21 protein-coding genes and 1 pseudogene are annotated in these 21,042 nt (G+C 46.0%); 4 read left to right on the top strand and 18 right to left on the bottom strand.

The features are described 5' to 3' along the window. Positions 1-13: 13 nt before the first annotated feature. From MHB54_RS03725 to hemE, 4 genes are all read right to left on the bottom strand, one after another. Positions 14-1,492: a CapA family protein gene (locus MHB54_RS03725; protein WP_069079869.1), complete on the bottom strand. Its 1,479-nt coding sequence runs from the start codon at positions 1,490-1,492 to the stop codon at positions 14-16. Between the two features lie 137 nt (positions 1,493-1,629). After that, entirely contained in the window at positions 1,630-3,075 is a 1,446-nt protein-coding gene (gene hemG, locus MHB54_RS03730) for a protoporphyrinogen oxidase (RefSeq protein WP_023987999.1), read from the bottom strand. A gap of 7 nt (positions 3,076-3,082) precedes the next feature. Continuing rightward, complete coding sequence (gene hemH, locus MHB54_RS03735) at positions 3,083-4,024, bottom strand: ferrochelatase (RefSeq protein ID WP_068940250.1); 942 nt, start codon at positions 4,022-4,024, stop codon at positions 3,083-3,085. A 7-nt stretch (positions 4,025-4,031) separates the two neighbouring features. After that, positions 4,032-5,102 carry a uroporphyrinogen decarboxylase gene (gene hemE / locus MHB54_RS03740; RefSeq protein ID WP_023987997.1) on the bottom strand — a complete coding sequence of 357 codons (1,071 nt, stop codon included), beginning with the start codon at positions 5,100-5,102 and terminating at the stop codon, positions 4,032-4,034. A gap of 233 nt (positions 5,103-5,335) precedes the next feature. Here hemE and MHB54_RS03745 point away from each other — a divergent pair, with 233 nt between their 5' ends. Beyond that, positions 5,336-6,565, top strand: coding sequence for an MFS transporter (locus tag MHB54_RS03745; RefSeq protein ID WP_053325151.1), 1,230 nt, complete (start codon positions 5,336-5,338; stop codon positions 6,563-6,565). Between the two features lie 112 nt (positions 6,566-6,677). On the opposite strand, the gene MHB54_RS03750 is transcribed toward MHB54_RS03745, so the two are convergent. Continuing rightward, positions 6,678-7,322, bottom strand: a complete 645-nt coding sequence (locus MHB54_RS03750) for an O-methyltransferase (RefSeq protein WP_264453923.1) — start codon at positions 7,320-7,322, stop codon at positions 6,678-6,680. Positions 7,323-7,479: 157 nt separating this feature from the next. Between MHB54_RS03750 and MHB54_RS03755 the strand changes: the two genes are divergently transcribed. Continuing rightward, a complete protein-coding gene (locus MHB54_RS03755) occupies positions 7,480-8,640 on the top strand; it encodes a THUMP domain-containing class I SAM-dependent RNA methyltransferase (RefSeq protein WP_023987994.1) in 1,161 nt (386 codons plus the stop codon). Between the two features lie 188 nt (positions 8,641-8,828). Beyond that, on the top strand, positions 8,829-10,811 hold the full coding sequence (locus MHB54_RS03760; protein ID WP_068940246.1) for an LTA synthase family protein: 1,983 nt from the start codon (positions 8,829-8,831) through the stop codon (positions 10,809-10,811). 174 nt (positions 10,812-10,985) lie between these two features. Here MHB54_RS03760 and MHB54_RS03765 read toward each other — a convergent pair whose 3' ends face one another. The 12 genes from MHB54_RS03765 to MHB54_RS03820 all read right to left on the bottom strand — a co-directional run bounded on the left by MHB54_RS03765 (position 10,986) and on the right by MHB54_RS03820 (position 18,597). Further along, on the bottom strand, positions 10,986-11,255 hold the full coding sequence (locus tag MHB54_RS03765; RefSeq protein WP_023987992.1) for a hypothetical protein: 270 nt from the start codon (positions 11,253-11,255) through the stop codon (positions 10,986-10,988). 94 nt (positions 11,256-11,349) lie between these two features. Further along, positions 11,350-11,571: a DUF1450 domain-containing protein gene (locus MHB54_RS03770; protein WP_007429791.1), complete on the bottom strand. Its 222-nt coding sequence runs from the start codon at positions 11,569-11,571 to the stop codon at positions 11,350-11,352. Positions 11,572-11,594: 23 nt separating this feature from the next. After that, entirely contained in the window at positions 11,595-11,897 is a 303-nt protein-coding gene (locus MHB54_RS03775; RefSeq protein ID WP_013309686.1) for a heme biosynthesis protein HemY, read from the bottom strand. Between the two features lie 261 nt (positions 11,898-12,158). Continuing rightward, positions 12,159-12,425: a hypothetical protein gene (locus MHB54_RS03780; protein WP_023987991.1), complete on the bottom strand. Its 267-nt coding sequence runs from the start codon at positions 12,423-12,425 to the stop codon at positions 12,159-12,161. 135 nt (positions 12,426-12,560) lie between these two features. Then, positions 12,561-13,781 (bottom strand): M14 family metallopeptidase, encoded by a 1,221-nt coding sequence (locus MHB54_RS03785; RefSeq protein WP_264453925.1) that lies wholly within the window; start codon positions 13,779-13,781, stop codon positions 12,561-12,563. 120 nt (positions 13,782-13,901) lie between these two features. After that, positions 13,902-14,711, bottom strand: coding sequence for a glutamate racemase (gene racE, locus MHB54_RS03790; protein ID WP_023987989.1), 810 nt, complete (start codon positions 14,709-14,711; stop codon positions 13,902-13,904). 208 nt (positions 14,712-14,919) lie between these two features. Continuing rightward, a complete protein-coding gene (locus tag MHB54_RS03795) occupies positions 14,920-15,243 on the bottom strand; it encodes a YtxH domain-containing protein (RefSeq protein ID WP_264453926.1) in 324 nt (107 codons plus the stop codon). Positions 15,244-15,339: 96 nt separating this feature from the next. Beyond that, a complete protein-coding gene (locus MHB54_RS03800) occupies positions 15,340-15,987 on the bottom strand; it encodes a helix-turn-helix transcriptional regulator (RefSeq protein WP_028542843.1) in 648 nt (215 codons plus the stop codon). An 8-nt stretch (positions 15,988-15,995) separates the two neighbouring features. Beyond that, the gene (locus MHB54_RS03805; protein ID WP_039269973.1) at positions 15,996-16,436 is read right to left on the bottom strand and encodes a DUF86 domain-containing protein; all 441 of its coding nucleotides are present in this window, start codon (positions 16,434-16,436) and stop codon (positions 15,996-15,998) included. Positions 16,437-16,460: 24 nt separating this feature from the next. Then, entirely contained in the window at positions 16,461-16,748 is a 288-nt protein-coding gene (locus MHB54_RS03810) for a Dabb family protein (protein ID WP_013309679.1), read from the bottom strand. An 80-nt stretch (positions 16,749-16,828) separates the two neighbouring features. After that, on the bottom strand, positions 16,829-17,254 hold the full coding sequence (locus tag MHB54_RS03815) for a phage holin family protein (RefSeq protein ID WP_029516680.1): 426 nt from the start codon (positions 17,252-17,254) through the stop codon (positions 16,829-16,831). Positions 17,255-17,460: 206 nt separating this feature from the next. Then, positions 17,461-18,597 (bottom strand): polysaccharide deacetylase, encoded by a 1,137-nt coding sequence (locus MHB54_RS03820; RefSeq protein ID WP_264453929.1) that lies wholly within the window; start codon positions 18,595-18,597, stop codon positions 17,461-17,463. Between the two features lie 762 nt (positions 18,598-19,359). On the opposite strand from MHB54_RS03820, the pseudogene MHB54_RS03825 reads away from it, so the two are divergent. Then, positions 19,360-20,504, top strand: a pseudogene (locus tag MHB54_RS03825) (IS3 family transposase). A gap of 82 nt (positions 20,505-20,586) precedes the next feature. Here the strand turns inward: MHB54_RS03825 and MHB54_RS03830 are convergent. Then, a complete protein-coding gene (locus MHB54_RS03830; protein WP_160789790.1) occupies positions 20,587-21,042 on the bottom strand; it encodes a hypothetical protein in 456 nt (151 codons plus the stop codon).

Consider the following 21,042-nt stretch of genomic DNA (forward strand, 5'->3'; position numbering starts at 1 on the left):
TCTTTTCGAACTTCTATTGAGTGCTTACTGTACCATCCGTCCCTATCGAGACATTTCCCGGTGACAGTGCCGCCACTCTCTGCAAAATTTTGCTGGCCTCCGTATCCTTCAATGGGATCGGTTGACCCAGCTCCGCCCGATAAGGGGTCAGCTTCATTTCGCAAGCCCCTTTTCGGGTGCAGGTTGCCTGAAATATCGCTGTATCCCAAGTGGCTGGCACCGTTGATTTAGAAAAAATGAAATTGCCTGTGCTGTATGCGATCCATTTACCTTTATATTGCTCCATCCCTTGAAGCACATGTGGATGACCGCCAATGACAAGATCAGCTCCAGCATCAATAAAAGCATGCGATAACTCGGTCTGATGGGGCTCAAGTGCAGTAGCGCGCTCCTTCCCCCAATGGGCAATGACAATCACCAGATCGGCCTGCATTCGTGCCTCACGGATGGACTTTACGATAGCGGACGAATCATAGGCTCCTGCTACACCGGGCAGTTTGGCGCCTGCATTCCAGTTGGCTTCAGGCATGACACGTGTAGTCCCTAATAACGCAATTTTGATCCCTTTACGTTCAAAATAATGCGGCGCATACGCTTCTTTTGCATTACGTCCGGCTCCAGCATGGGAAATACCTTTTTCATCCAGATATTTCAGTGTATCCAATAATCCGTCTGTGCCCTGATCCAAAATGTGATTATTGGCCAAATTGACAGCATCTATCCCTGCCGCAGCCAACGCAGTTAACGCCTTGGGCGAAGATTTATACACATACGTTTTATTTAACGCACCCACACCATTCGTTGTCACGGGCGTTTCCAGATTGGCAATCGTCAGATCGTCTTTATGAAACAAGTTTCCGAGATATTGATAAGGAAAATCAAACCCATTCTGTTCCAATCGCTGCTCAACTTTACCGGAAAATTGCACATCCCCTACAAAGTGAAGCGTGACTGTCGGAGAATCTGCACCGTCTGTTTTGGATTTTTTCACATCCTCCGTTCCTCCCTTATCGGCGGATGGATTACCGTCGTATACATCCTTAGACGTATCGTTCCCTGCCTGCCCGTCTTTCCCCGAGGATAATTTTGCTCCTGAAGAGCTGCCTTGGGGAGCATTTGTGTCAGACGTTGTCGCGGGACGATGGCTTGTGTCTGAAGCAGCAGATTGCTTCGTTTCATCGTCAGCAAATTGTTTATCTGCATGGGGGCCTTCGTCCAGCTGTTTATTTGACAAGGCTGTAACATTTTCACTGACCGAGGGAGTAGACCGCTCTTCACTAGCAGATTCCGATTGGATTTTCTTCTCCGTTTGCGAATACCCGGCATTTTCCGCAAGAGAGCCACTGTTGTCGTGTTCAAATATGTAATAATAACCGAAAAGACCTACGATCATAAGCAGCAGGACCAGATTCGTAATAATCCAAGCCTTGCCTATTTTTGGTTTTCTCGCTTTCTTGCGACCTTCATTTCTCTGTGATCTGGGAGGGTACATTCTTCACTCCTTCTATGCTATTGCATATGCATAACTTCATTATTAGCTAGCGAATTTTACACCTTCTCCATTATATATCAAATTTCAATATAAATAGAACCCCTCGCCTGCATCGCGAAGGGTTCATCATTGAACATTTACACCTGTACCTTGACCGCTTCCTGCTGTGTCGTTTGTACGGAATGGGAGGCCCATTCCTTAGCCTGACGGATACAATCCGGTAAACCAATCGCATCATAGCCAGCACCCAACACATACACTCCTGGCATGGCAGTTTGTAACTCTTCCCGCAAATCAGCTATAGCCTGCGGATGCCCTACCGGATATTGCGGCATGGAATTGCGAAGACGTGTAATTTCCGTGAACAACGGAGTTGCTGTAACCCCCATCATCTCTTTCAAATCCTTACGTACCAGTGCAATCAGCTCATCATTAGGTAACTCTACAGTGTCTTCAGCTCCTGCTCGCCCTACATAACAGCGCAACAGCACCTTATCATCCGGGCTAGTATGTAGCCACTTGGCAGACGTCCATGTGCAAGCGGTCACGCTGCGTCCTTCTTTGCGAGGGACCAGAAAACCAGAACCGTCAAAGACATTCTCAATATCTTTTTTATCGAAGGCCATGACCACGTTTGCTACGGAGACATAATTAACGGCTTCCAGTGCAGCCACATTGACATGATCTCGCAATAGCGGCGCAGCAGCAAAGTTGGGAGTCGTTACAAAAATATCATCCGCCTCCAGCGTCTCTCCATTATCCAGCATAACGCGATATGGGCTGTCTCCACTTTCCGTGGTCTTTGTGAATTCTGTAACAGCAATTCCGGTGCGTAAATCACAGTCATACAAATCATTCAGCAACGCATGCACCAAACTTTGCAAGCCTTGACGGAAGGTCAAAAAGGCGCTTTTTTTCGTACCTGTATGTGTTTCAGCTGGTTTTCGGCCTGTCATCATCCCGTGAATGAGGCTTCCGTATTGTTGCTCTACCTCAGCAAATTGTGGGAAGGTCGCCTGCAAACTTAGCGTCTTCATGTTGGCAGCATAAATCCCCGCCAGCAGTGGCTCAGTTACATTTTCCAGCACTTCTTTGCCCAGTCGGCGTTCAATAAAATCACCCAACGCCTCATCTCCCGGTACACGGCGAGGCGGAATGACAAAATCCATCATAGCCCGCATTTTCCCGCCTAGAGAGATCAAGCCGCTGCGCAAAAAGGGTTTCAGCTCTGTTGGAATCCCCAGCACCAGCCCAGGAGGCATCGGATGAAGCTGTCCTTCATGCAAAATGTATGTCTTTTTAGCCTCAGGATTTGTGCTCACCAGTTCATGATCCAACTCCAGCTCTTTTGCCAGGTCTATCATGGCCGTTTTACGGGCCAGAAAGGAATCTGGCCCCTTTTCAATTACAAAACCATCTTTATGCAGCGTTTCAATTTTCCCGCCCAGCACGGAAGCTTTCTCCACCAGCGTAATTCGAGGTGTGTAGCCAGCTTCTTTGTACATTTTTCGTGTATAAAAAGCAGTGCTAAGCCCGGTCAAGCCTCCGCCTACAATCACAATATTACGTAACTTTTGCTCCATTATGCCCTCATCCCTTTTTCCATTGGTCTATGATGACATCACTAAGCGTCTCCATATACAGTGGATCACTGTTGAGTGAATCAATACGCTGAAAACGCATATCCAATTCCTTCGCCAACGCCTGTGCTTCAATATCCAGATCGTATAACACCTCTAAGTGATCAGAAACAAAGCCAACTGGCGCAGCCAGCACATACTCCACTTGCTCCTCTTTAAGACTGTGCATGGTATCCAAAATGTCTGGCCCCAGCCATGGCTCTGCTGTACGACCGGCGCTTTGCCACGTAAACTGCCAGTTGGTAATTCCCGCCTTGTCCGCAACAGCCTGCGATGTAGCCATTAATTGCTCAACATAAGGATCACCCATAGCCAAAATCCGTTCAGGCAAGCTGTGCGCACTAAACAGAACACGAACCTCATCCCGCTTGGCTCCAGCTTCTTCAAAAAGCGCCAGTTTGGCGTTTACACGCTCAGTCAGCGTCTTAATCAGCTTTGGATGAAGATAATAGCTCTCCACAAATGATATGGCTAGATCCAGTTCCTGTGCCTTAGCCTGTGCGCGCTTAATATAAGTGCCTACACTCATAACGGAATAATGAGGAGCCAGCACGACACCCACCGCTGTACGAATGCCATCTTGCACCATAGCTTCCACACCATCTTCAATAAACGGTTTGGCATGTTTGAGTCCCTGATAACAGATAAATTCAATGTCCGGGTTGCGATTTTCCCGATTTAAGGTTTCCTGCAAGTTTTGAACCTGCCGATCCGTGTTCTGCCGCAGCGGAAACACACCGCCTACAATAGCTTCATAACGATCCTTTAATTCCTTTAACTGCTCCGGCGAGGGAGCATTGCCGCGACGAATATGTGTATAATAGGCTTCCACCTGATCCAGACTCTCCGGCGTCCCGTAGGACATGACCAGTACACCCACTTTTGTTTTCATTAACAGATCACCTCTTAACATTTCTAATGTATTCATTTTTTGACAAAACCGAGCGGGAATACTCATGTACATAATTAGTAAGCTCTCTTAGCTTATCTAGCGAGGCCTCAGGAAATAAACCATGACCGAGATTGAAAATGTAACCCGGCTCCAAAATGCCTTCATCTACAATGGTTTTCGCATACTGCTTGATAACATCGATTGGCGCAGTAAGCACATAAGGATCCAGGTTTCCCTGTACACCAAAACCGTTGCCCAAACGACGACGTCCTTCAGGTATACTTACCCGCCAGTCCAGTCCAATCACATCGGCTTTTAACCCATTCAAGTGTGGGAGCAATTCACCAGAGCTTACGCCCGGAAAATAAATTTTAGGTACATCCAGATCAGATAGTTCATGGAAAATACGTGTGATAGTCGGCAGCACAAAAGTTTGAAAATCATAAGGCGAGAGCGCACCTACCCAGCTATCAAACAATTGAAAAGCCTTACCGCCATTAGCGATATGGGCTCGCACGTATGTAATAACCATGTCTCCTAGCTTATCCATCAGGCGATGCCACAGCTCAGGCTCTCCATACATCATCGCTTTGGTGCGAATATATCCTTTCGAAGGCCTTCCTTCTATTAAATAGCTTGCAATGGTAAAAGGCGCTCCAGCGAACGTAATCAATGGCACGTTTAGTTCACGGTCCAAAATACGAATCGTTTCCAAAATATGACCCAAATCGCGTTCCACATCAATTGGACGCAACTTATCTACGTCTGCGGCTGACCGGATCGGATTATCAATAACCGGGCCAATATTTTTGACAATATCAAAATCAACCCCTAGCGAGGCTACCGGATTCATAATATCAGAATATAAAATTGCAGCGTCCACCCCAAGCTTGCGCACGGGCATCAAGGTCACTTCTGCGGCCAACTCGGGCTGGCGGCATATTTCAAGCAATGTGTATTTTTCTTTAATTTTGCGATACTCAGGGTCATACCTTCCGGCCTGCCGCATGTACCATACGGGAATATGATCCACAGCTTGCTTGCGGCAAGCGCGGATAAAAGTATCATTGTAGGTCATGACTTCAGCCTCCAGTTCGAATCATAAATACTATATTTTATTATGCCCTTTTTCAAGAGTCGTAACAACCGCAGCTCTCGAACAAACCATGACAAACCCATGACATTTGGATAAAGTTTCAATGAAGTGTGCTATACTAGAGAAATGGCTTTTTTAAAGCTCCGGAGAAGTTATGCTTTGATAAGTAGGATTTACAACAGGATGAGAATGGGCAGAAAGGAAGTGAAAGCACATTGAAAACGTGGGAGACGTGGGAGACGTGGAAAATCAATCTCATTGTGCTTTGGTTCGGTCAGTTTCTGGTCAATGCGGGTATCACGATGATTACTCCGTTCCTCGCCCTGTATCTGGCTCAGGACCTTCATGTGAAGGGAGAGCACGATATTGGTCTATGGGCCGGAGTTATTTTTGCCGCTAACTTTTTGACCTCATTTATGTTCCAGCCTTTGTGGGGCAAGCTGGCTGACCGATATGGACGTAAAGTCATGCTGCTTCGCTCAGGCTTTGGTATGGCTTTGGTCATCGGATGTATGGGTTTGGTCACCCACCCGTGGCAACTGCTGGCGCTTCGCCTGCTGAACGGTACGATTTCGGGTTTCAATCCGGCATCGATTTCCCTAGTGTCGGGTACCACTCCCAAAGAGCGAACCGGATTCGCTATGGGGATTATGCAATCCGGTCAGATGGCTGGCACGATTCTCGGTCCTCTGCTAGGCGGATTTTTGGCTGACTGGGTCGGATTCAGACCGATCTTTTATATTACAGGCGCTCTAATTTTTATAGCCTCGCTCATCGCAATGTTTCTGGTTAAAGAAAATTTCAGCAAAACGGAAGCCGCACGTATACCGCAAATTTCGGTTCTTGCCGGATTAAAGGAGCTAAGCCATACGCCCCAGCTTCCGGCTTTGTTCACCGTAACGTTTCTACTCCAGTTTGCCATGATCAGTACGGTATCTCTGCTGCCGTTATATGTGCAAAAGCTGTATGGGTCGGCAGAAGGAATTGCGTTGATTGCCGGGTTCGTTACGGCTATTACAGGCGTATCCAATATGGTTGCTGCACCGCTCCTTGGAAGATTGAGTGACAAGATAGGAGCGCACAAGATCTTGACCATTGCACTGCTCGGAACGGCGGTTATGCTCATTCCGCAGGCTTTTGTCAATGAAGTATGGCAACTTGTCATTATCCGTTTTTTCATGGGTGTATTTATGGGCGGTCTGCTACCAAGCGTAAATGCGTTGATTCGCACGTATACACCGGAAGGAATGGAAAGCCGTTCTTTCGGCTTCAATACCAGTTCACTAGCGCTCGGAAATATGCTGGGTGCTGTCATTGGCGGGGTGCTATCCGGGTTTATTGGCATCGAAGGACTGTTTATCATGTCAGGTGTCCTGTTAATCGTCAACATATTCTGGGTACGCATGAAGCTTTTTGATCGTAAGGCTACGCCTGATTTCAGGTAAGATAACCTTCGGGTAAGACAAGCCTGCCTTAACAGACAAGAACCACCTTGTTCACGCTGCCGTGGACAAGGTGGTTCTTTCTTTATATGTGGCTATACATGGGGAATGAACGCTATTTAACTCGAGCTAGCGCCAATCCATCGTACGCTGGCAAAAGCGTGCTGACCAGCCGTGGATCTGTTGCTATCGTTTCGTTAAAACGTCTCACGGCCTGGACGGCAGGGCCGTTCTTATCCGTATTCAGCGTCCGTCCGCGAAGGAAACAGTTGTCTCCCGCAATAATGGCACCCGGATTCGCCAGAGCAATCGCATATTCCAGATACACTGGGTAATTTTCCTTATCTGCATCAATAAAGAAAAAATCGAATGTTCTTCCCTCTTCCTGAAGTTCCTTCAAACTATCCGCTGCGGGTCCGATACGGTATTCGACACGGTCACCGTAGCCGTTGTTTTCCATATGTCGATTTGCCAGCGCTGCGTACGCTTCTTTCAGCTCAAGTGACACAATGCGGCCCTTTTCTCCCAGCCCACGGACCAGACATAATCCACTGTAGCCGCCTAATGCGCCGATTTCCAGTACATGCTGTGCGCCAGATACTTCAATTAGAAAGGTCAACAGTTTTCCGTAAGGATGAGCAACGGATACTTCCGGCATACCTTCTTTAACGATAGCCTCCCTAATACTGCGCAGTGCTTCATCTTCTTGTACCAGCTGGTCTACATATTGTTCAGGGGTCATATTTGGTGTAATTTCCACGGTTCATCTCTCCTTCTTGCTTAATCATAGCGCAGGTTGGACGTGATGTCCTTCGCAAATTTTTTACCTTAATGATTTGTCTCTTCGAGTACAATGACCTATACTATAGGGATTGAACCAAGCTTACATGATTATGGGGACGGAGTGAATACGTTTAATGACTCAACTGCAACTAATTGCAACTGCGCCAATGGGACTTGAAGCCGTCGTGGCCCGGGAACTCAGAGAACTCGGGTACGAAGATCTGACCGTTGAAAATGGCCGCGTCGTTTTTACCGGAGATTATATGGATATATGCCGGTGTAACCTGTGGCTTCGCACATCAGACCGCGTGCTTATAAAAATGGGTGAATTTGCTGCAACTACCTTCGACGAGCTGTTCGAGGGTACCAAAGCATTGCCTTGGCAGGATTGGATTCCTGTAGATGGTGAATTTCCCGTAGAGGGACGTTCGCACAAATCACAGCTTAGTAGCGTACCAGCCAGTCAGGGAATCGTCAAGAAGGCGATTGTAGAGAAGCTCAAGGAAACCTACCACACAGATTGGTTTGCTGAAGATGGCCCTCGTTACGTCATTGAGGTCATTCTATTGAATGATCGTGCGTTGCTGACACTTGATACGACCGGTCCAGGACTGCACAAACGCGGCTATCGTAAGCTCGTTACAGAGGCGCCTCTCAAAGAAACGATGGCTTCTGCTCTTATTCAGCTTAGTCGCTGGAGCCCTGACCGACCATTCTATGACCCATGCTGCGGTTCCGGTACTTTATTGGTCGAAGCTGCCATGCAAGCCTGGAACATTGCACCAGGCCTGAGACGTACCTTTAACTCGGAAGACTGGCCTGTCATTGGCAGAGAATTATGGGATCAGGCTCGCGACGAAGCGATGGATTTGACCCGCGATGACATTCCTTTTGAGATTGCAGGTAGCGATATCGACCCAAATGCCATACAAGTTGCTGAGGCAGCTGTAAAAGCAGCAGGCTTTGCTAAAGACATCCCTCTTAAGGTAATGCCTGTAACTAAAGTCAGACTCGAAGGACAATATGGTGTGATGATTACAAACCCACCTTATGGCGAGAGGCTGAGCGAGCAATCCGAGGTGGAAAAGCTGATCCGTTCACTCGCACGCACGGCAGCCGAAATGAAGACTTGGTCCTTCTTTGCCATCAGCTCCACCAAGCAATTTGAGCATTATTGGGGCCGTAAAGCAGACAAGCGCCGGAAGTTGTTTAACGGCCGTATTGAATGCCAATACTATCAGTATCTAGGCCCTCTGCCTCCGCGCCGCAAAGATACTTCGCCGTTGCAGCCTTAAATATGATGAAGCTTAGGCCAGGAAACGAACCCTCAGTTCGTTCTTCTGGCCTGATTTGTGCTGTATTTTCTTTACTTAATCATTGAAATGCGCGAGATGAGCGCTATAATAATTAAAGGCATTTCGGTTTTAACATTACGTTAATATGTAGTTTATACTAGCCGAACATTTCTGCCGGAGGGGGTAAAGTGTTGGTTATTCGCACGTCCAGTGCAAGTCGCACTGGTAACACGTTCAGCAGAGTGCTGCTGTCTCGATATTTTGGATTAGGTCTGTTTTTTGTACTTATGATCGGCAAGCTCGTACTGATTCACTATAACTTGCATGCCCAAAATATTGACATGAATCCGCTGGATTATGTCATCGCTATTGGTTCTCTTTTACTTGTGAGCTTCTGGACCTTATGGCTACCACGTCGCGGACGTTTGATTGCTCTTGTGGTGCTCGATATTTTGCTCACCGCGCTCATTTATTCCGACATGGTTTATTATCGGTATTTCCAGGATTTCATTACGATTCCCGTCTTACTTCAAGCCGGACAAGTTGACTCTCTGGGCGGAAGTATCGCATCCCTTATGTACTGGTGGGACATTTTCTTTTTTGCAGACTGGATTCTATTCATTCCGTATGTCATATTTGTGGCTTCGTTACGACGTCGACTTACAACGAATGATACTTATTTAGAAGCATCCCGAAGCTCGTTCACAAGGAGGTTCCTGCTTCGCTTCTCCAAAGGGGCATTGGCCTTCCTGATTGGCTATGTATTGACATTTGGGCCGATCAAATATTATACCTCCACGTGGGCAACTGGCATATTTGTCGGCAACTGGTGGTCAATGGCCTTGTACAACGTAACCGGATTGATCGGATTTCATGGATATGACATCTACCGTTATGGTCAAGATCACCTTGGTCCCCAGCCAACATTGGCTCAAGCGGAATCTGATAAGGATAAGGAATGGTTTAATCAGCACCAAAAGTTGCTTCAGGTTAAAAATGATCTATCTGGCAAGTATAAGGGAAAAAACGTGATGGTCATTCAAGCTGAAGCGTTCATGAACTTTTTTATCGGCAAACAGATCAACGGTCAAGCGATTACGCCTAACTTTGACAAACTGACGAAGGAAAGCATGTATTTCAACAATTATTTTCACCAGACTGCGCAGGGTCGTACTTCGGACGCGGACTTCTCTACACATGCTTCGCTGCATCCGCTCCCTACTGGCTCGGTATTTATCCGTTATGCGAACCATAAATTCGATACGTTACCTTCCATTTTGAAGGATACTGGGTATAGTCCCAATGCGTTTCACGTGTACGATAGCAGCTTCTGGAACCGTTACACCATGTATAAGGCAATGAACTATGACAAGTTCTACAGTAAAAAAGATTTTAAAATAGATGAGCCACTCGGTTGGTCCCTGGGAGATAAATCCTTTTTCCGTCAAACGCTCAATGATCTCACCACCGAAGTTAAGCAGCCGTTCTACGCCTATATGGTCGGTATCTCCAGCCATCATCCGTACAACCTGTCACCTGACGCGGTAGATTTAGACGTTGGCGAGTTTGAAGGTACCATGTTCGGAGACTATCTGAAATCTGTCCATTATGTAGATGAAGCACTGGGCGAATTGGTAGATCAGATGAAGAAAGACGGACTGTGGGATGATACGATCCTGATGTTTTATGGGGATCATGACAATTCTATTAAAGACAAAGCACTGTATGAGAAGTTTTTAGGCAAGCCACTTACGGATCTGGACATGCAGAAAATCATGAATCAGGTGCCATTGCTTGTGCATCTTCCCGACGGAAGTCAGGCGGGCACGTATACGGAACCGGCAGGTCAGTTGGATCTGACGCCTTCCGTAATGCACCTACTTGGGATTTCTACAAAACCATATCATTTTATGGGAAACGATCTGTTTAGCGGGAAGCCTCGTATGGTTGTGCTGCGTACTGGTGCTTTCACCGATGGACGAGTGTACTACATTCCATCTGAAGACGGTACATTTTCCAAAGGGACCTGTTACAACCTGAATACAGGCCAGCCTACAGATGTAAACGCCTGCGGACCGGGCTATACCGAAGCTCTCAATCGGTTGAACATATCCGATCAGGTTATCACATACGATCTTATTCGCGAATGGGAACCACAAACAAAGAAGTAACTCCTTCTGTATCTAATAGACTTTTCTGTGGGAGGTTGCTAACATAGCATCCTCCCCGGACTCTTTTAAGGATGCCGATCGCATACCCACCCTGTATATAACAAAAAAGCACGATCCATCAGCTTGTAAGTGCTGTGGATCGTGCTTTTTTATATGGATTGTCACTCGACTGCGCTAGGAACGCAACGTTTTTTTAGCCTGTTCAAGCCGTTGTACCTCTTCACCAAGCATGTCCTCTGCAACTTCTACTGAGTCGTCACCAAGGCTATCCTTTGCCTGCTGTATGGCATGTTCCGCATGAGTGCGAGATTGCTCCGCCTGTTCAATCAGTTGCTCAGCCGGATGTGACAATGCCTGAGAGACGGCATTGTGGAGCCTGTCCACCGAGTTTTGTGTTTGAGCCTCAACGCTGTGATTGTCGAGATTAGAATCATATTGGGCCATGAGTCACTCCTCCTTTTGGGCAGTGGTCTACATCCATTAGCATGGATCAGAAGAAGGAGAACTATTCAAAAATTGCGAATGCTGCGTACTGGAACTATTTGATAAAGCGCGCAGCCTTCTCCAATACTTCATCCTCTGTGGCCGCACTCACATAACGTCCGTTCACATATACAAACGCTCGTTTCCCACAAGGACCGCAATACGATTTGCAGCCGATTTTGATCTCGGCATCTGGTGCCATCTTTTGCAACTTGGGCAAGATCGTTTTCAAGCGGATATGATTGCATTCATCACATACGCGAATATCATTGGCCATCTGTCATCCCTCCGAGCTCCGGCTTAGTGGTCGCCGTGATTACCTTGGGAAGGGTTAGTAATGACAAATCCTTCTTCGGGGAAGTACAAGTAATCAATTTTTACACCATCCAGCAGCGGCTGGCCGTTTTCCAAAATGACGTCAATGCCTTTATCTGTAGATACGACAGTATCTGTTTCTTTAGGCGTGTCCAAATCCAGCCCGTAATGAGCATGATCTCCATGAGCATGAGTAATAACAACGCGCAGGCTCTTCCCTTGGTTCTCTTCCTTATCCAGTTCAAGTTTCAATACTTTAGCTGCGTTACGAGTAATTTTGCAGTTCATCAAACTTCATCTCCTTCATATTCATTAAATGAAATGTGGTTCATTGGATACCTATCCACACCACACAACCTAGCGGGTAAAATCAACAACTCAAATAATTAGCCTCTATCCCAGAGGGAAAGAGGTACTACGGCAGCACAGCTGCGTCTGAAACATCATCATGAGCCGATAGACCACAATTATATTCAGCATAGCAAAAGGCAATATTCCTATTGTAAAGAAAATCGTGAAAAATCGCAATCACGAAATTCATAAGCTTATCTACCGAACACGTACATGCTGTTTTTCAAGCACATCTGGATATTTTCGTTCGGCACGGGTGACAAACCAATTCATAAGCAATAGCGTCACACCAATATCGTCGATGGGCATAAATGGCATGACATCAGGTAATACCCAATAGAGCAATACAGGCACCGCAAAGAGTAACTTTTCTCCCAGCGGAATCCTTGATGAAGTAATAAATCGGGGCATACGACGAAATACATGTGACCATTGACGGAGAGATAGTAATCTTTTCCACTTCATAGTTGTTCACTCCATTTCCAATGCTCCTAAGTATATATACCCCATTGAAGGGACATGTAAAGAGGAACACTTATAAAAAACGTGTTCCTCCTAATACGCGCAAATGATTCGATACGTTTCAGTAGGCCGAATTTTTCACCATGACAGCACTGTTGCCATTAACATGCCCACTTCTGCTGCAATATCATCGTAATCACGCATGGGCAGCGGATTTACACCTAGACCGACTTCAACGGTAAACCCTGGTTTACCAAATCGCTGTATAAACCAATCCTTGTACCCTGCATCGCTCCCACCCAGCTTTACCGCCCGGTACCCTGTTGCGGCAGCTAGCCGCAAGGCCCAATCTCGGCTCTCCTTAGGCTCTAGATCCCGATAATTCCAATAGATCTCCTGTCCCTGACTGTGTATGGATAACACCATGTCGAACTGTTCGCGCTCCGTCAGATCGGCAAGCGCCTTGGACTCTGGTTCAGACAAAGGTGCAGGTCCTGCATAGTCTCGTCGAGACGGACCTATTTTACCGCGTCTGCGTACCTCTTCTTCCCAATATGCCGGAAATTGATCGTTGAGATCGACACCACGAATATTGGCCTTCCAACCGCGATAATCAGCACGTCCTTCATTCCACTTTTTGAGGTCATGATACAACGGATGAGTTGGGAGTACACCTTGTTGCACCAGCTCTACCCCATCCGGGTTGACCATCGGAACCACCCATAGGGATGTATGCTCCAGCAAATCCTGCGGAGAACCTCCATACACCCATTGAGAGGTCCCTATATGTTCTTCAGTCCCATCGATCCCTTGTGCATATTGCTCTATAAAACGCAGCAAACAAGGCGTCGTCAGCCATTCATTAGCATGAACAGAAGCATTGGCATGAATTTTACGCGTTCCCTGCCCAATACGTACATAAGGAATATCCTTCCCCATGACACTGGTGCCAATGCTGCCAACTTCAATAAATGGATATCTGTGGGCCAAGGCCGCTAGGTCTTCCTTTAAATCTTCATATCCATACTCTCCACGTAATCGTACAATCTGATCCTGATGGTCTTCAGGAATAACAATTGTTTTTCCTTCCGTAAAATCATGCTCCGCAAGTCCTGGATTGGCTAGCCGTAACTCATCAAGCTTCACACCAAACTGCTTGGCAATCTGTCTTGCATATTCACCAGGCTGAATAACGTATTTGCGATCCGTAGACGGACGAATATATAACACTTGACCACTAATCAGATAGGGTTGCGTGGCGGCCCACGGATTATCTACGATCAAAGTATCCGCCAATAGTTTAAAAGCCGAGGCGACCCGGTGCAATGTATCTCCTTTTTGAACGATATATTCCCTCATCTTACTACGCCCCTTCCATCTGCCTTACTGCATGTTATGCAGACGCGGCGTGTCTTGATGTAGCGAAAAGCAAAACAACCGACTTCTTTTGTCCAATGACAAAAAAAGTCGGCTGTCTCGTTAATCCAAATTGGTGACTTGCCAGACGACAGGCGTTTGGCGAATTTGCTCCCCGAGCCACTGTGCGGCAATGCGCTGGAACAATTCAGGATCGCCGGAACAAAAAAGCTGATGCACCGGCGTTTCGTCCCCAGCTTCCAACTTGCCTTTGTTATACAAAATGGTACTCGTCTCACGCGCCGTTTCATCTGCCGAGCTAATGAGCTTTACTGCAGGCCCCATGACTTCTTGAATCGTTTCCTTCAAAAAAGGATAATGCGTACAACCAAGAATCAGACAATCAATCGGATACGTTTGAATAGGTCTCAATGTCTCCTCCACAACCTGCGATGTCGTCTTGGAGCGGAATAACCCTTGTTCCACCAATGGAACAAGCGCAGGACAAGCATGGCTCACCACGTCTACATAAGGAGACAATTGCTTGAGCGCAGCTGTATACGCTCCGCTTCGAATCGTACCGACAGTCCCAATCACCCCGACATGCCCGGTAGCCGTCGCGCTAATCGCAGCACGAGCCCCAGGGTGAATGACTCCGATCACCGGAATGGATACCTTTTGGCTTATATAGTCCAATGCCGCGGCAGTAGCCGTGTTACAAGCAATAATAATGACTTTCGGATCAAATTGAATCAGAAAATCAACCATTTGCTCTGTAAATTTTTTAACCTCTTCCGATGGTCGGGGGCCATACGGAGTGCGCGCAGTGTCTCCAAAATAAATGATTTTTTCCCGTGGAAGCTGACGCATGACTTCTTTTACAACCGTCAAACCTCCTACACCGGAATCCAATATTGCAATCGCTTGCTGCACGTACACACCGCTTCCTTTTTTGTTCAAATATGAGTTGTTTCATCTCGGAAAGCTATCCGTTGCTACATACCTTATGTTGTATTAATGTAAAAGGTACCCCAAAAGATTACCCTAAAACGAGGAAGTGATCAATAAAAAGGCTCCACCCCAACGGGAGAAGCCACGAATTCAAACCGTATTCAGTGTTTCACCTACGTTTTACAGACCGTTACAGAGCATCTTTTTCCGTATCTACTTGAACAGTCGCTGATGAAATACTAACCTCAGGAATAATTTCACCCTTTTTACGCCATTGCCCAATTTCATGAATGACGGCTGAGGCTGTCTCCTTAATTTTGTCAGTATACTCAATTGAAGTGTCTGAAATTTTCCCCGCTAGCTCCTGTCCCTTATCACTTACGTTGCGCGCCTGATCTGTAATATTCTGACGCAGCTCACGACCTGACTTAGGGGCAAATAATAAAGCAGCAACCGAACCAACAATGCTGCCTGCCAACGCGCCTCGGATAAAACTTTTGCAGTTCTCCTTCATCATCATCTCTCCCTTATGCCCGGGCGAATGCCCATCTGTTAGTGCATTATAAGCATGGAGAGCTTGTTATGATACAGGAAACAAGCATGAAAAGTTTTACTTTTTTTTAGAGCGGATACGATACAGGCAACAACGGCCCCCATCCGCCAAACAATCCTCACGAACAACCTCGGCATCAAGCAGCTCCTCAAACATTTGCTGCTCGCATTCACAAGCCTTGCGGTAACGGCCTGCAATTTGAGAGATAGGACAATTGTATTCCACAATAGAGTAGCTACCATCCTCTTCCTCGTGCCACTCTGCCATATATCCGGAAGCATTCTGGATGCCCGAAAGCTTTTCCACACGTGAGGCCAGTGTAGTCTTCCCCTCCATGTGAGGGGCGTAGCGCTTCATCATTTTACGTTTTCTACCATCAAACAGCGAGTAAACAGCTTCCATTCCCTGTTCTTCATCCAGCTCCTCTAACAGTTCCAGTAACAGATGATCATAATTACGAGGAAACTGCTCGCTTCCCTGCTCGCTCAGACTGTATAAAAACGTCGGGCGTCCCATCGCCTGTCTCACGATCGTAGCCACGATCAGACCATCCTGCTCCATCAATTTGAGATGCCTGCGCACTCCCATTTCGGTAATGCCCAATTGAGCTGCCAAGCTTCCGACGCCCACAGGTCCCTGGGTTTTCAATAATGTCATGATCATGCGCCTAGTGGGCATTTCGGGTACGATATACTTATCCGTCACTTTTGCCTTTACACTCCCTCGGGCTGGGGACCCAATTCCTTATTTAAATAATCATGCACGTTAGATGCAAAAAGCTCCAGCAACCCAGGCAGCTTTGATGTAAGCGGGTGAAGGCTTGTCCGGTCCCAATGGAAGTACTCCTGTACTAGGGGTTTACGTAAGCCTACCAGCTCTACTAGCGAATGAAATACGGTATCATCCAGTACACCTTCCTCATGAATGATACCGATAATATCCTCATAGCTACTAGCGTCACGCATAATAAATCCGTCGATGATATAGCTTCCTACGTCCGTTACCGTCTCAATTGCCAGATGAAGGCAGCGCTCCTGCACTAGCCCCTGCAACAGATCGCCGTTCCAGGCAGCAGAAGTCTGGCGAAGTCCGGCGACAATGTCGGGAACAGCCCCTAGTCGAAGCTCAATTTGTTCCCGGTTGACATAATACAAGGTCCTGCACCTCCAGTAATCGCTTTAGATTTCATAATCAACTGCGATAGATACATCCTTTACTTCATTCATGTGTACAATAATTTCCTGATGGACAGGGTGTACCTGATACGTTTGCAAATCCTCCAGTGTTTCGACAACTGCGGTAAGGGAAATATCATAAGAACGTTCCGAACGAATCACATCCGTACCTACTTCGAGTGACAGCAGCTCTTTGATTTTGCCGTTCATACTGCGCAAGATGGATGCTGTGTGCTCAATGCTTTCGGGGGAGCGGTCTTTCAATTTGAACAAAACAATATGTTTAATCATGCGTATAGGCTCCTTATCTTAAAATGTTCTCTTGAAAATTTTATCATAACGCCCCACATACGGAAAGAAACTTTGTAATTCTAGCGATCTTTTCCGCCATTTTTACCATCAGACTCCTTGTCCTTTAACAGGGCAAAAAAATTCTTGAGCTTCGGTGGGAGCGGTAGACCCATTCGTGAACAGTTTTCCGTAATAGAGATCAATTCATTGGATAAATAAAAGTACGTTGCCGCCCCTTTCATGATTTCGGTACCCATCAGGAGGTCCACATGATGCGCCAAAGAAATTACCATTAGCATTAAAGCCTTTCTCGCCAGCCCCCAAAAGCCGGCTTTACTGCTTAAACCTTGCCCAGTCTTAATTGCTGCGGCGACTCCAGTCACATAATCGACAGCCATTGCAACCGTGAATAGCACCATTAGCTGATTCCAGCCGCCAAAGGCAAACGTAATAAAGGCTCCTGCGGTAGCACAAATCATACTAAACATACTCGGATTAATATTCATACCTTCCTCCTCTCGGGGCGGTTACTGTAATATATGCAGCGACGTGATAACCCGTAAAGTCATATGACCTGTGCATAGACATGAATTCATAGATTCATATAAACCATGCTGCAAACTTCACATTTTCGAGCAAATACAACAAAAAGACACCTTCCAAACCACTATACAAATGGTTGAAAAGGTGCCTTTTCTTTCATGCTATTCAATTAACGATGATCATTCCAAAAATTAAGCGGAGTCATGTTATCATTCAACGGCTCGAACGAATATCCTTCTTTCTGCAAGGCCGCCATGATTTGTGGAAGCACCTTGATCGTAGATGGCTTATCATGCATAAGAACGACTGGTGTTCTGCCTTGCTTTTTCAATCTTCTAATATCACTTAGGACAGTCTGTACAAAATGCTCTGGATTTTTAGTATAACGCCAATCATTGGAATCGATATTCCAGTCCCAAATATGATAGCCTGCACCTGTCAGTTGATCGCGGTATGCTTTCTTCAAATATGGTTTGCTGCCATAAGGTGTACGAATCAAAGAAGTGCGTTTTCCTGTAGCCTTAAATAAAATTTCATTATCCTGATTCATCTCTGCCAATGCTGCTGCCGGGGATGCATAGATTTTCTTCACCTGATGCGTCATCCCATGCAAGCCCAAACCGTGACCCGCCTCTACCATTCTTTTCATCACTGCGCTATGTTGACGAATTTCAGGTCCCAGCATGAAGAAAGTAGCCTTTGCATTATATTTATCCAAAATATCTAGCAGCTGCGACGTATGCGCCGTAGGACCATCATCGAAGCTCAAATAAATCGTACGACTGGAAGGCTTGGCATTTTCTGTGCTGCCTGTATTGCTAGTTTTGCCTGGCTTGACAGCTGCGTACTGTTTAATTTCCGCCGCGAATGTATTCAAGAACTGAGCATCAGACAAACTAGCGTTTGCATTCTGAATTCGATACAGATTACTTGTAGGAACCGTAATAGTGAAGCCGAATGCATCGGTCAGAGTGCGAATTGGCACCATCGTGCGTCCTCCACGCTCGAACACATCCCCCTGGTTCAAATTCAGCGTAAAGCTGCGATTATGTCCAGTCAGCACCAATGTATTTCCGTTGGCAGAAGTAGAAATACCCATCTTTTGCCCTAATGTAACGATAGGAACATACAACTTATCATTTTTCATTACGGGCTGAATGGTATTCGAATCTAGCAACACATCATTGACCCCCAGCAAAGGAGCCTTCGCTTGTGCACTCGCCGTATCCGTATGTATACCTAGCAAACCCAAACAACAGATTGCCATCAAGTATACAGCCATCCATTTTGCATTTAAAAGCTTCATTCATTACACCATCCTGTGCTGTATTTTATAATGTGTGGGAGCTATCTCTAGCTTGTCTATGAAGTTATACAGACATGACGATATAGACATGGCAATATAGACATTCACTCAACATATAGAACATAAACGCGTATGAACCGACTGAACCTGACGTCTTTTCGTTCCCCCTATATATATTAATAGATTACCAGACTATAGTAGGTAAATATAGTAAAACAATTTGAAAACAATCTCGCAACCCCCCTACCAGAGAAGGTTACAAAGTTGTGAATAAATTGGCCGGATCTAAAAAACCTCCTACTATTTGCAGTCGGTACAAGTAACTCTAGCGTTGCAACAGGTGGTATCCATGTCAAAACCTGAGCTCACAAAAATCTCTATAGGAATTTGGCCGTTCTCGAGTTCCATTCTCTCGTTTTACTTATACATGTTCTTCTTGTCTTCCATTAAAAAAGTAGGGCTGTCCGAGACCATTCCCATGACTTTGGGACAAGGGGCGGAGGTAAAAATAATAAAGGTATATTAATCAAAAACTTATATATGCGTACAATCGTATTTACGGAGTATCATATGAAATTGATGAGCGTAAAATCTGCTTCGACATAGCTTCCAATTCATTCGGCACCAGGTGCGGTGAAAAAAGACCTTGAGAGGCGTACCGGGACTGGGGACTGACCCCATAACGTGAGACAAATCAAAACACCTTCAAGAGAATCGAGCCATGTCGTAAGATATGGAGATAACCTTGGAGGTGTTTTTACGTTGGCAACGAGAGTGAGTTACCCCTTAGAAATAAAGATGAAAGCTATTGAAATGAGATTGGCAGGAGTTCCAGTAAGAGAGGTTATGGAGCAATTGGGAATACGGAATAAGACACAGCTAAAAACATGGATGAGTTGGTATCGAAAAGGCGAAGTGCATCGTCTGGAGCAACCTGTGGGTAAACAGTACAGCTACGGAAAAGGTCCGGAACACTCTTCGGAGCCCGAAAAATTAAAAGCGGAGAACCGGTTCCTGAAGCAGCAACTGGACCTGCTAAAAAAGTACAAGGAACTGGAAAGGAGGTGGAACCTCAAGTCGTCATTGCCTGGGTCGAGTCCATTCGAGAAGAAGTGACGGTGTCTGAGGCTTGTGCATGGCTCGGGATCGCAAGAGCTACCTACTACCGCTGGAAAGCAAGCGTGGAGACAGAGCGTACAGATGCTACGGTAGAGAAAATCCGGCAGCTTTGCATCCGTCATAAATTTCGGTATGGTTACCGGAAAATCGCCGCACTCCTTCGGAGAGAGCAAAGAACGAATCACAAACGAGTTCAGCGGATGATGCAGCGTGAGGGGCTACAGTGCCGCGTGAGGATGAAGAAACGAAAGGCCACTGGGCAGCCCGCTCATCCAGCAGAAAATCTGTTGAAGCGGCAATTCCATGCAGAGGCGCCCCTGTAAAAGCTCGTCACGGACATCACCTATTTACCATTTGGCGGAAAGATGTTGTACTTCTCCAGCATTCTAGATCTGTACAACGGGGAGATTGTGGCTTACAGTATAGCGGACAAGCAAAATACGTCCTTGGTTTTGGATACGCTGAATCAACTTCCAAAACGGACAAGTATGCTGCTCCATAGCGACCAGGGAAGCGTATATACGTCACAGGCTTATCAAGCTGCAGTAAAGGGAAAAGGCATTACCATGAGCATGTCCCGTAAAGGAACGCCCGCTGATAATGCCCCCATCGAATCGTTTCATTCCACATTAAAGTCTGAAACGTTCTACCTCGAAGATCTCATGTGTACAACGACTGCAATCGTTGAACAGACCGTTCGAGACTACATCACCTACTATAACTCAATTCGGATTCAAGCGAAACTAAATAACCAGTCGCCGGTGGATTACAGGCGACTGGCTGCTTAAACTTGCAAGGTGTTTTGATCCCTGTCTCACAAACGGGGGTCAGTCCCTACCTCGTCAAGGTCTTCTTAAAAAGAATTTCTGTCTATTTATTATATCTTGCTTTATAGCCCTCGTGGTTTTCTAGCCAGAACGATGCTGTTCCAGAAGCAATCAAACATTGTGAATGGTTGTACCCTAATAAATATTCGGTATCAAAGTTAGTTACATAAAATTCAACATTGTAAATCTCATCGATAATTGAAACCACATCCTCACCACTATTTAATTTGAAAAACCCCTTTTCATCCTCTGGATTAAAGAATAAAATTACTGGATTTTTATTTACGAAATTGGATATCCACATCCATGAATCTGGAACATCAATTCCTACATAATCATGTATTCTTTCAAAAAGCGGAAAATTATGTGAACTACCATCTTCCAAGTACTTACTCATAATGCTCTGTTTTATTTTTACTGCTTCTTCTGCGGGCAAAATACTCAAGTCAATATCTAGTTTACTTGAGGCTGAAAATATTTGTTCTTTAATATTCCACAT

The sequence above is a fragment of the Paenibacillus sp. FSL M7-0802 genome (assembly GCF_038004945.1).
Classification (GTDB): domain Bacteria; phylum Bacillota; class Bacilli; order Paenibacillales; family Paenibacillaceae; genus Paenibacillus; species Paenibacillus polymyxa_B.

Bases quoted from the DNA above. Each gene is read 5' to 3' on its own strand.
- MHB54_RS03725 (WP_069079869.1), bottom strand. From the start codon at position 1,492: ATGTACCCTCCCAGATCACAGAGAAATGAAGGTCGCAAGAAAGCGAGA.
- hemG (WP_023987999.1), bottom strand. From the start codon at position 3,075: ATGGAGCAAAAGTTACGTAATATTGTGATTGTAGGCGGAGGCTTGACC.
- hemH (WP_068940250.1), bottom strand. From the start codon at position 4,024: ATGAAAACAAAAGTGGGTGTACTGGTCATGTCCTACGGGACGCCGGAG.
- hemE (WP_023987997.1), bottom strand. From the start codon at position 5,102: ATGACCTACAATGATACTTTTATCCGCGCTTGCCGCAAGCAAGCTGTG.
- MHB54_RS03755 (WP_023987994.1), top strand. From the start codon at position 7,480: ATGACTCAACTGCAACTAATTGCAACTGCGCCAATGGGACTTGAAGCC.
- MHB54_RS03765 (WP_023987992.1), bottom strand. From the start codon at position 11,255: ATGGCCCAATATGATTCTAATCTCGACAATCACAGCGTTGAGGCTCAA.
- MHB54_RS03770 (WP_007429791.1), bottom strand. From the start codon at position 11,571: ATGGCCAATGATATTCGCGTATGTGATGAATGCAATCATATCCGCTTG.
- MHB54_RS03775 (WP_013309686.1), bottom strand. From the start codon at position 11,897: ATGAACTGCAAAATTACTCGTAACGCAGCTAAAGTATTGAAACTTGAA.
- MHB54_RS03780 (WP_023987991.1), bottom strand. From the start codon at position 12,425: ATGAAGTGGAAAAGATTACTATCTCTCCGTCAATGGTCACATGTATTT.
- MHB54_RS03785 (WP_264453925.1), bottom strand. From the start codon at position 13,781: ATGAGGGAATATATCGTTCAAAAAGGAGATACATTGCACCGGGTCGCC.
- MHB54_RS03795 (WP_264453926.1), bottom strand. From the start codon at position 15,243: ATGAAGGAGAACTGCAAAAGTTTTATCCGAGGCGCGTTGGCAGGCAGC.
- MHB54_RS03810 (WP_013309679.1), bottom strand. From the start codon at position 16,748: ATGATTAAACATATTGTTTTGTTCAAATTGAAAGACCGCTCCCCCGAA.
- MHB54_RS03815 (WP_029516680.1), bottom strand. From the start codon at position 17,254: ATGAATATTAATCCGAGTATGTTTAGTATGATTTGTGCTACCGCAGGA.
- MHB54_RS03820 (WP_264453929.1), bottom strand. From the start codon at position 18,597: ATGAAGCTTTTAAATGCAAAATGGATGGCTGTATACTTGATGGCAATC.
- MHB54_RS03830 (WP_160789790.1), bottom strand. From the start codon at position 21,042: ATGTGGAATATTAAAGAACAAATATTTTCAGCCTCAAGTAAACTAGAT.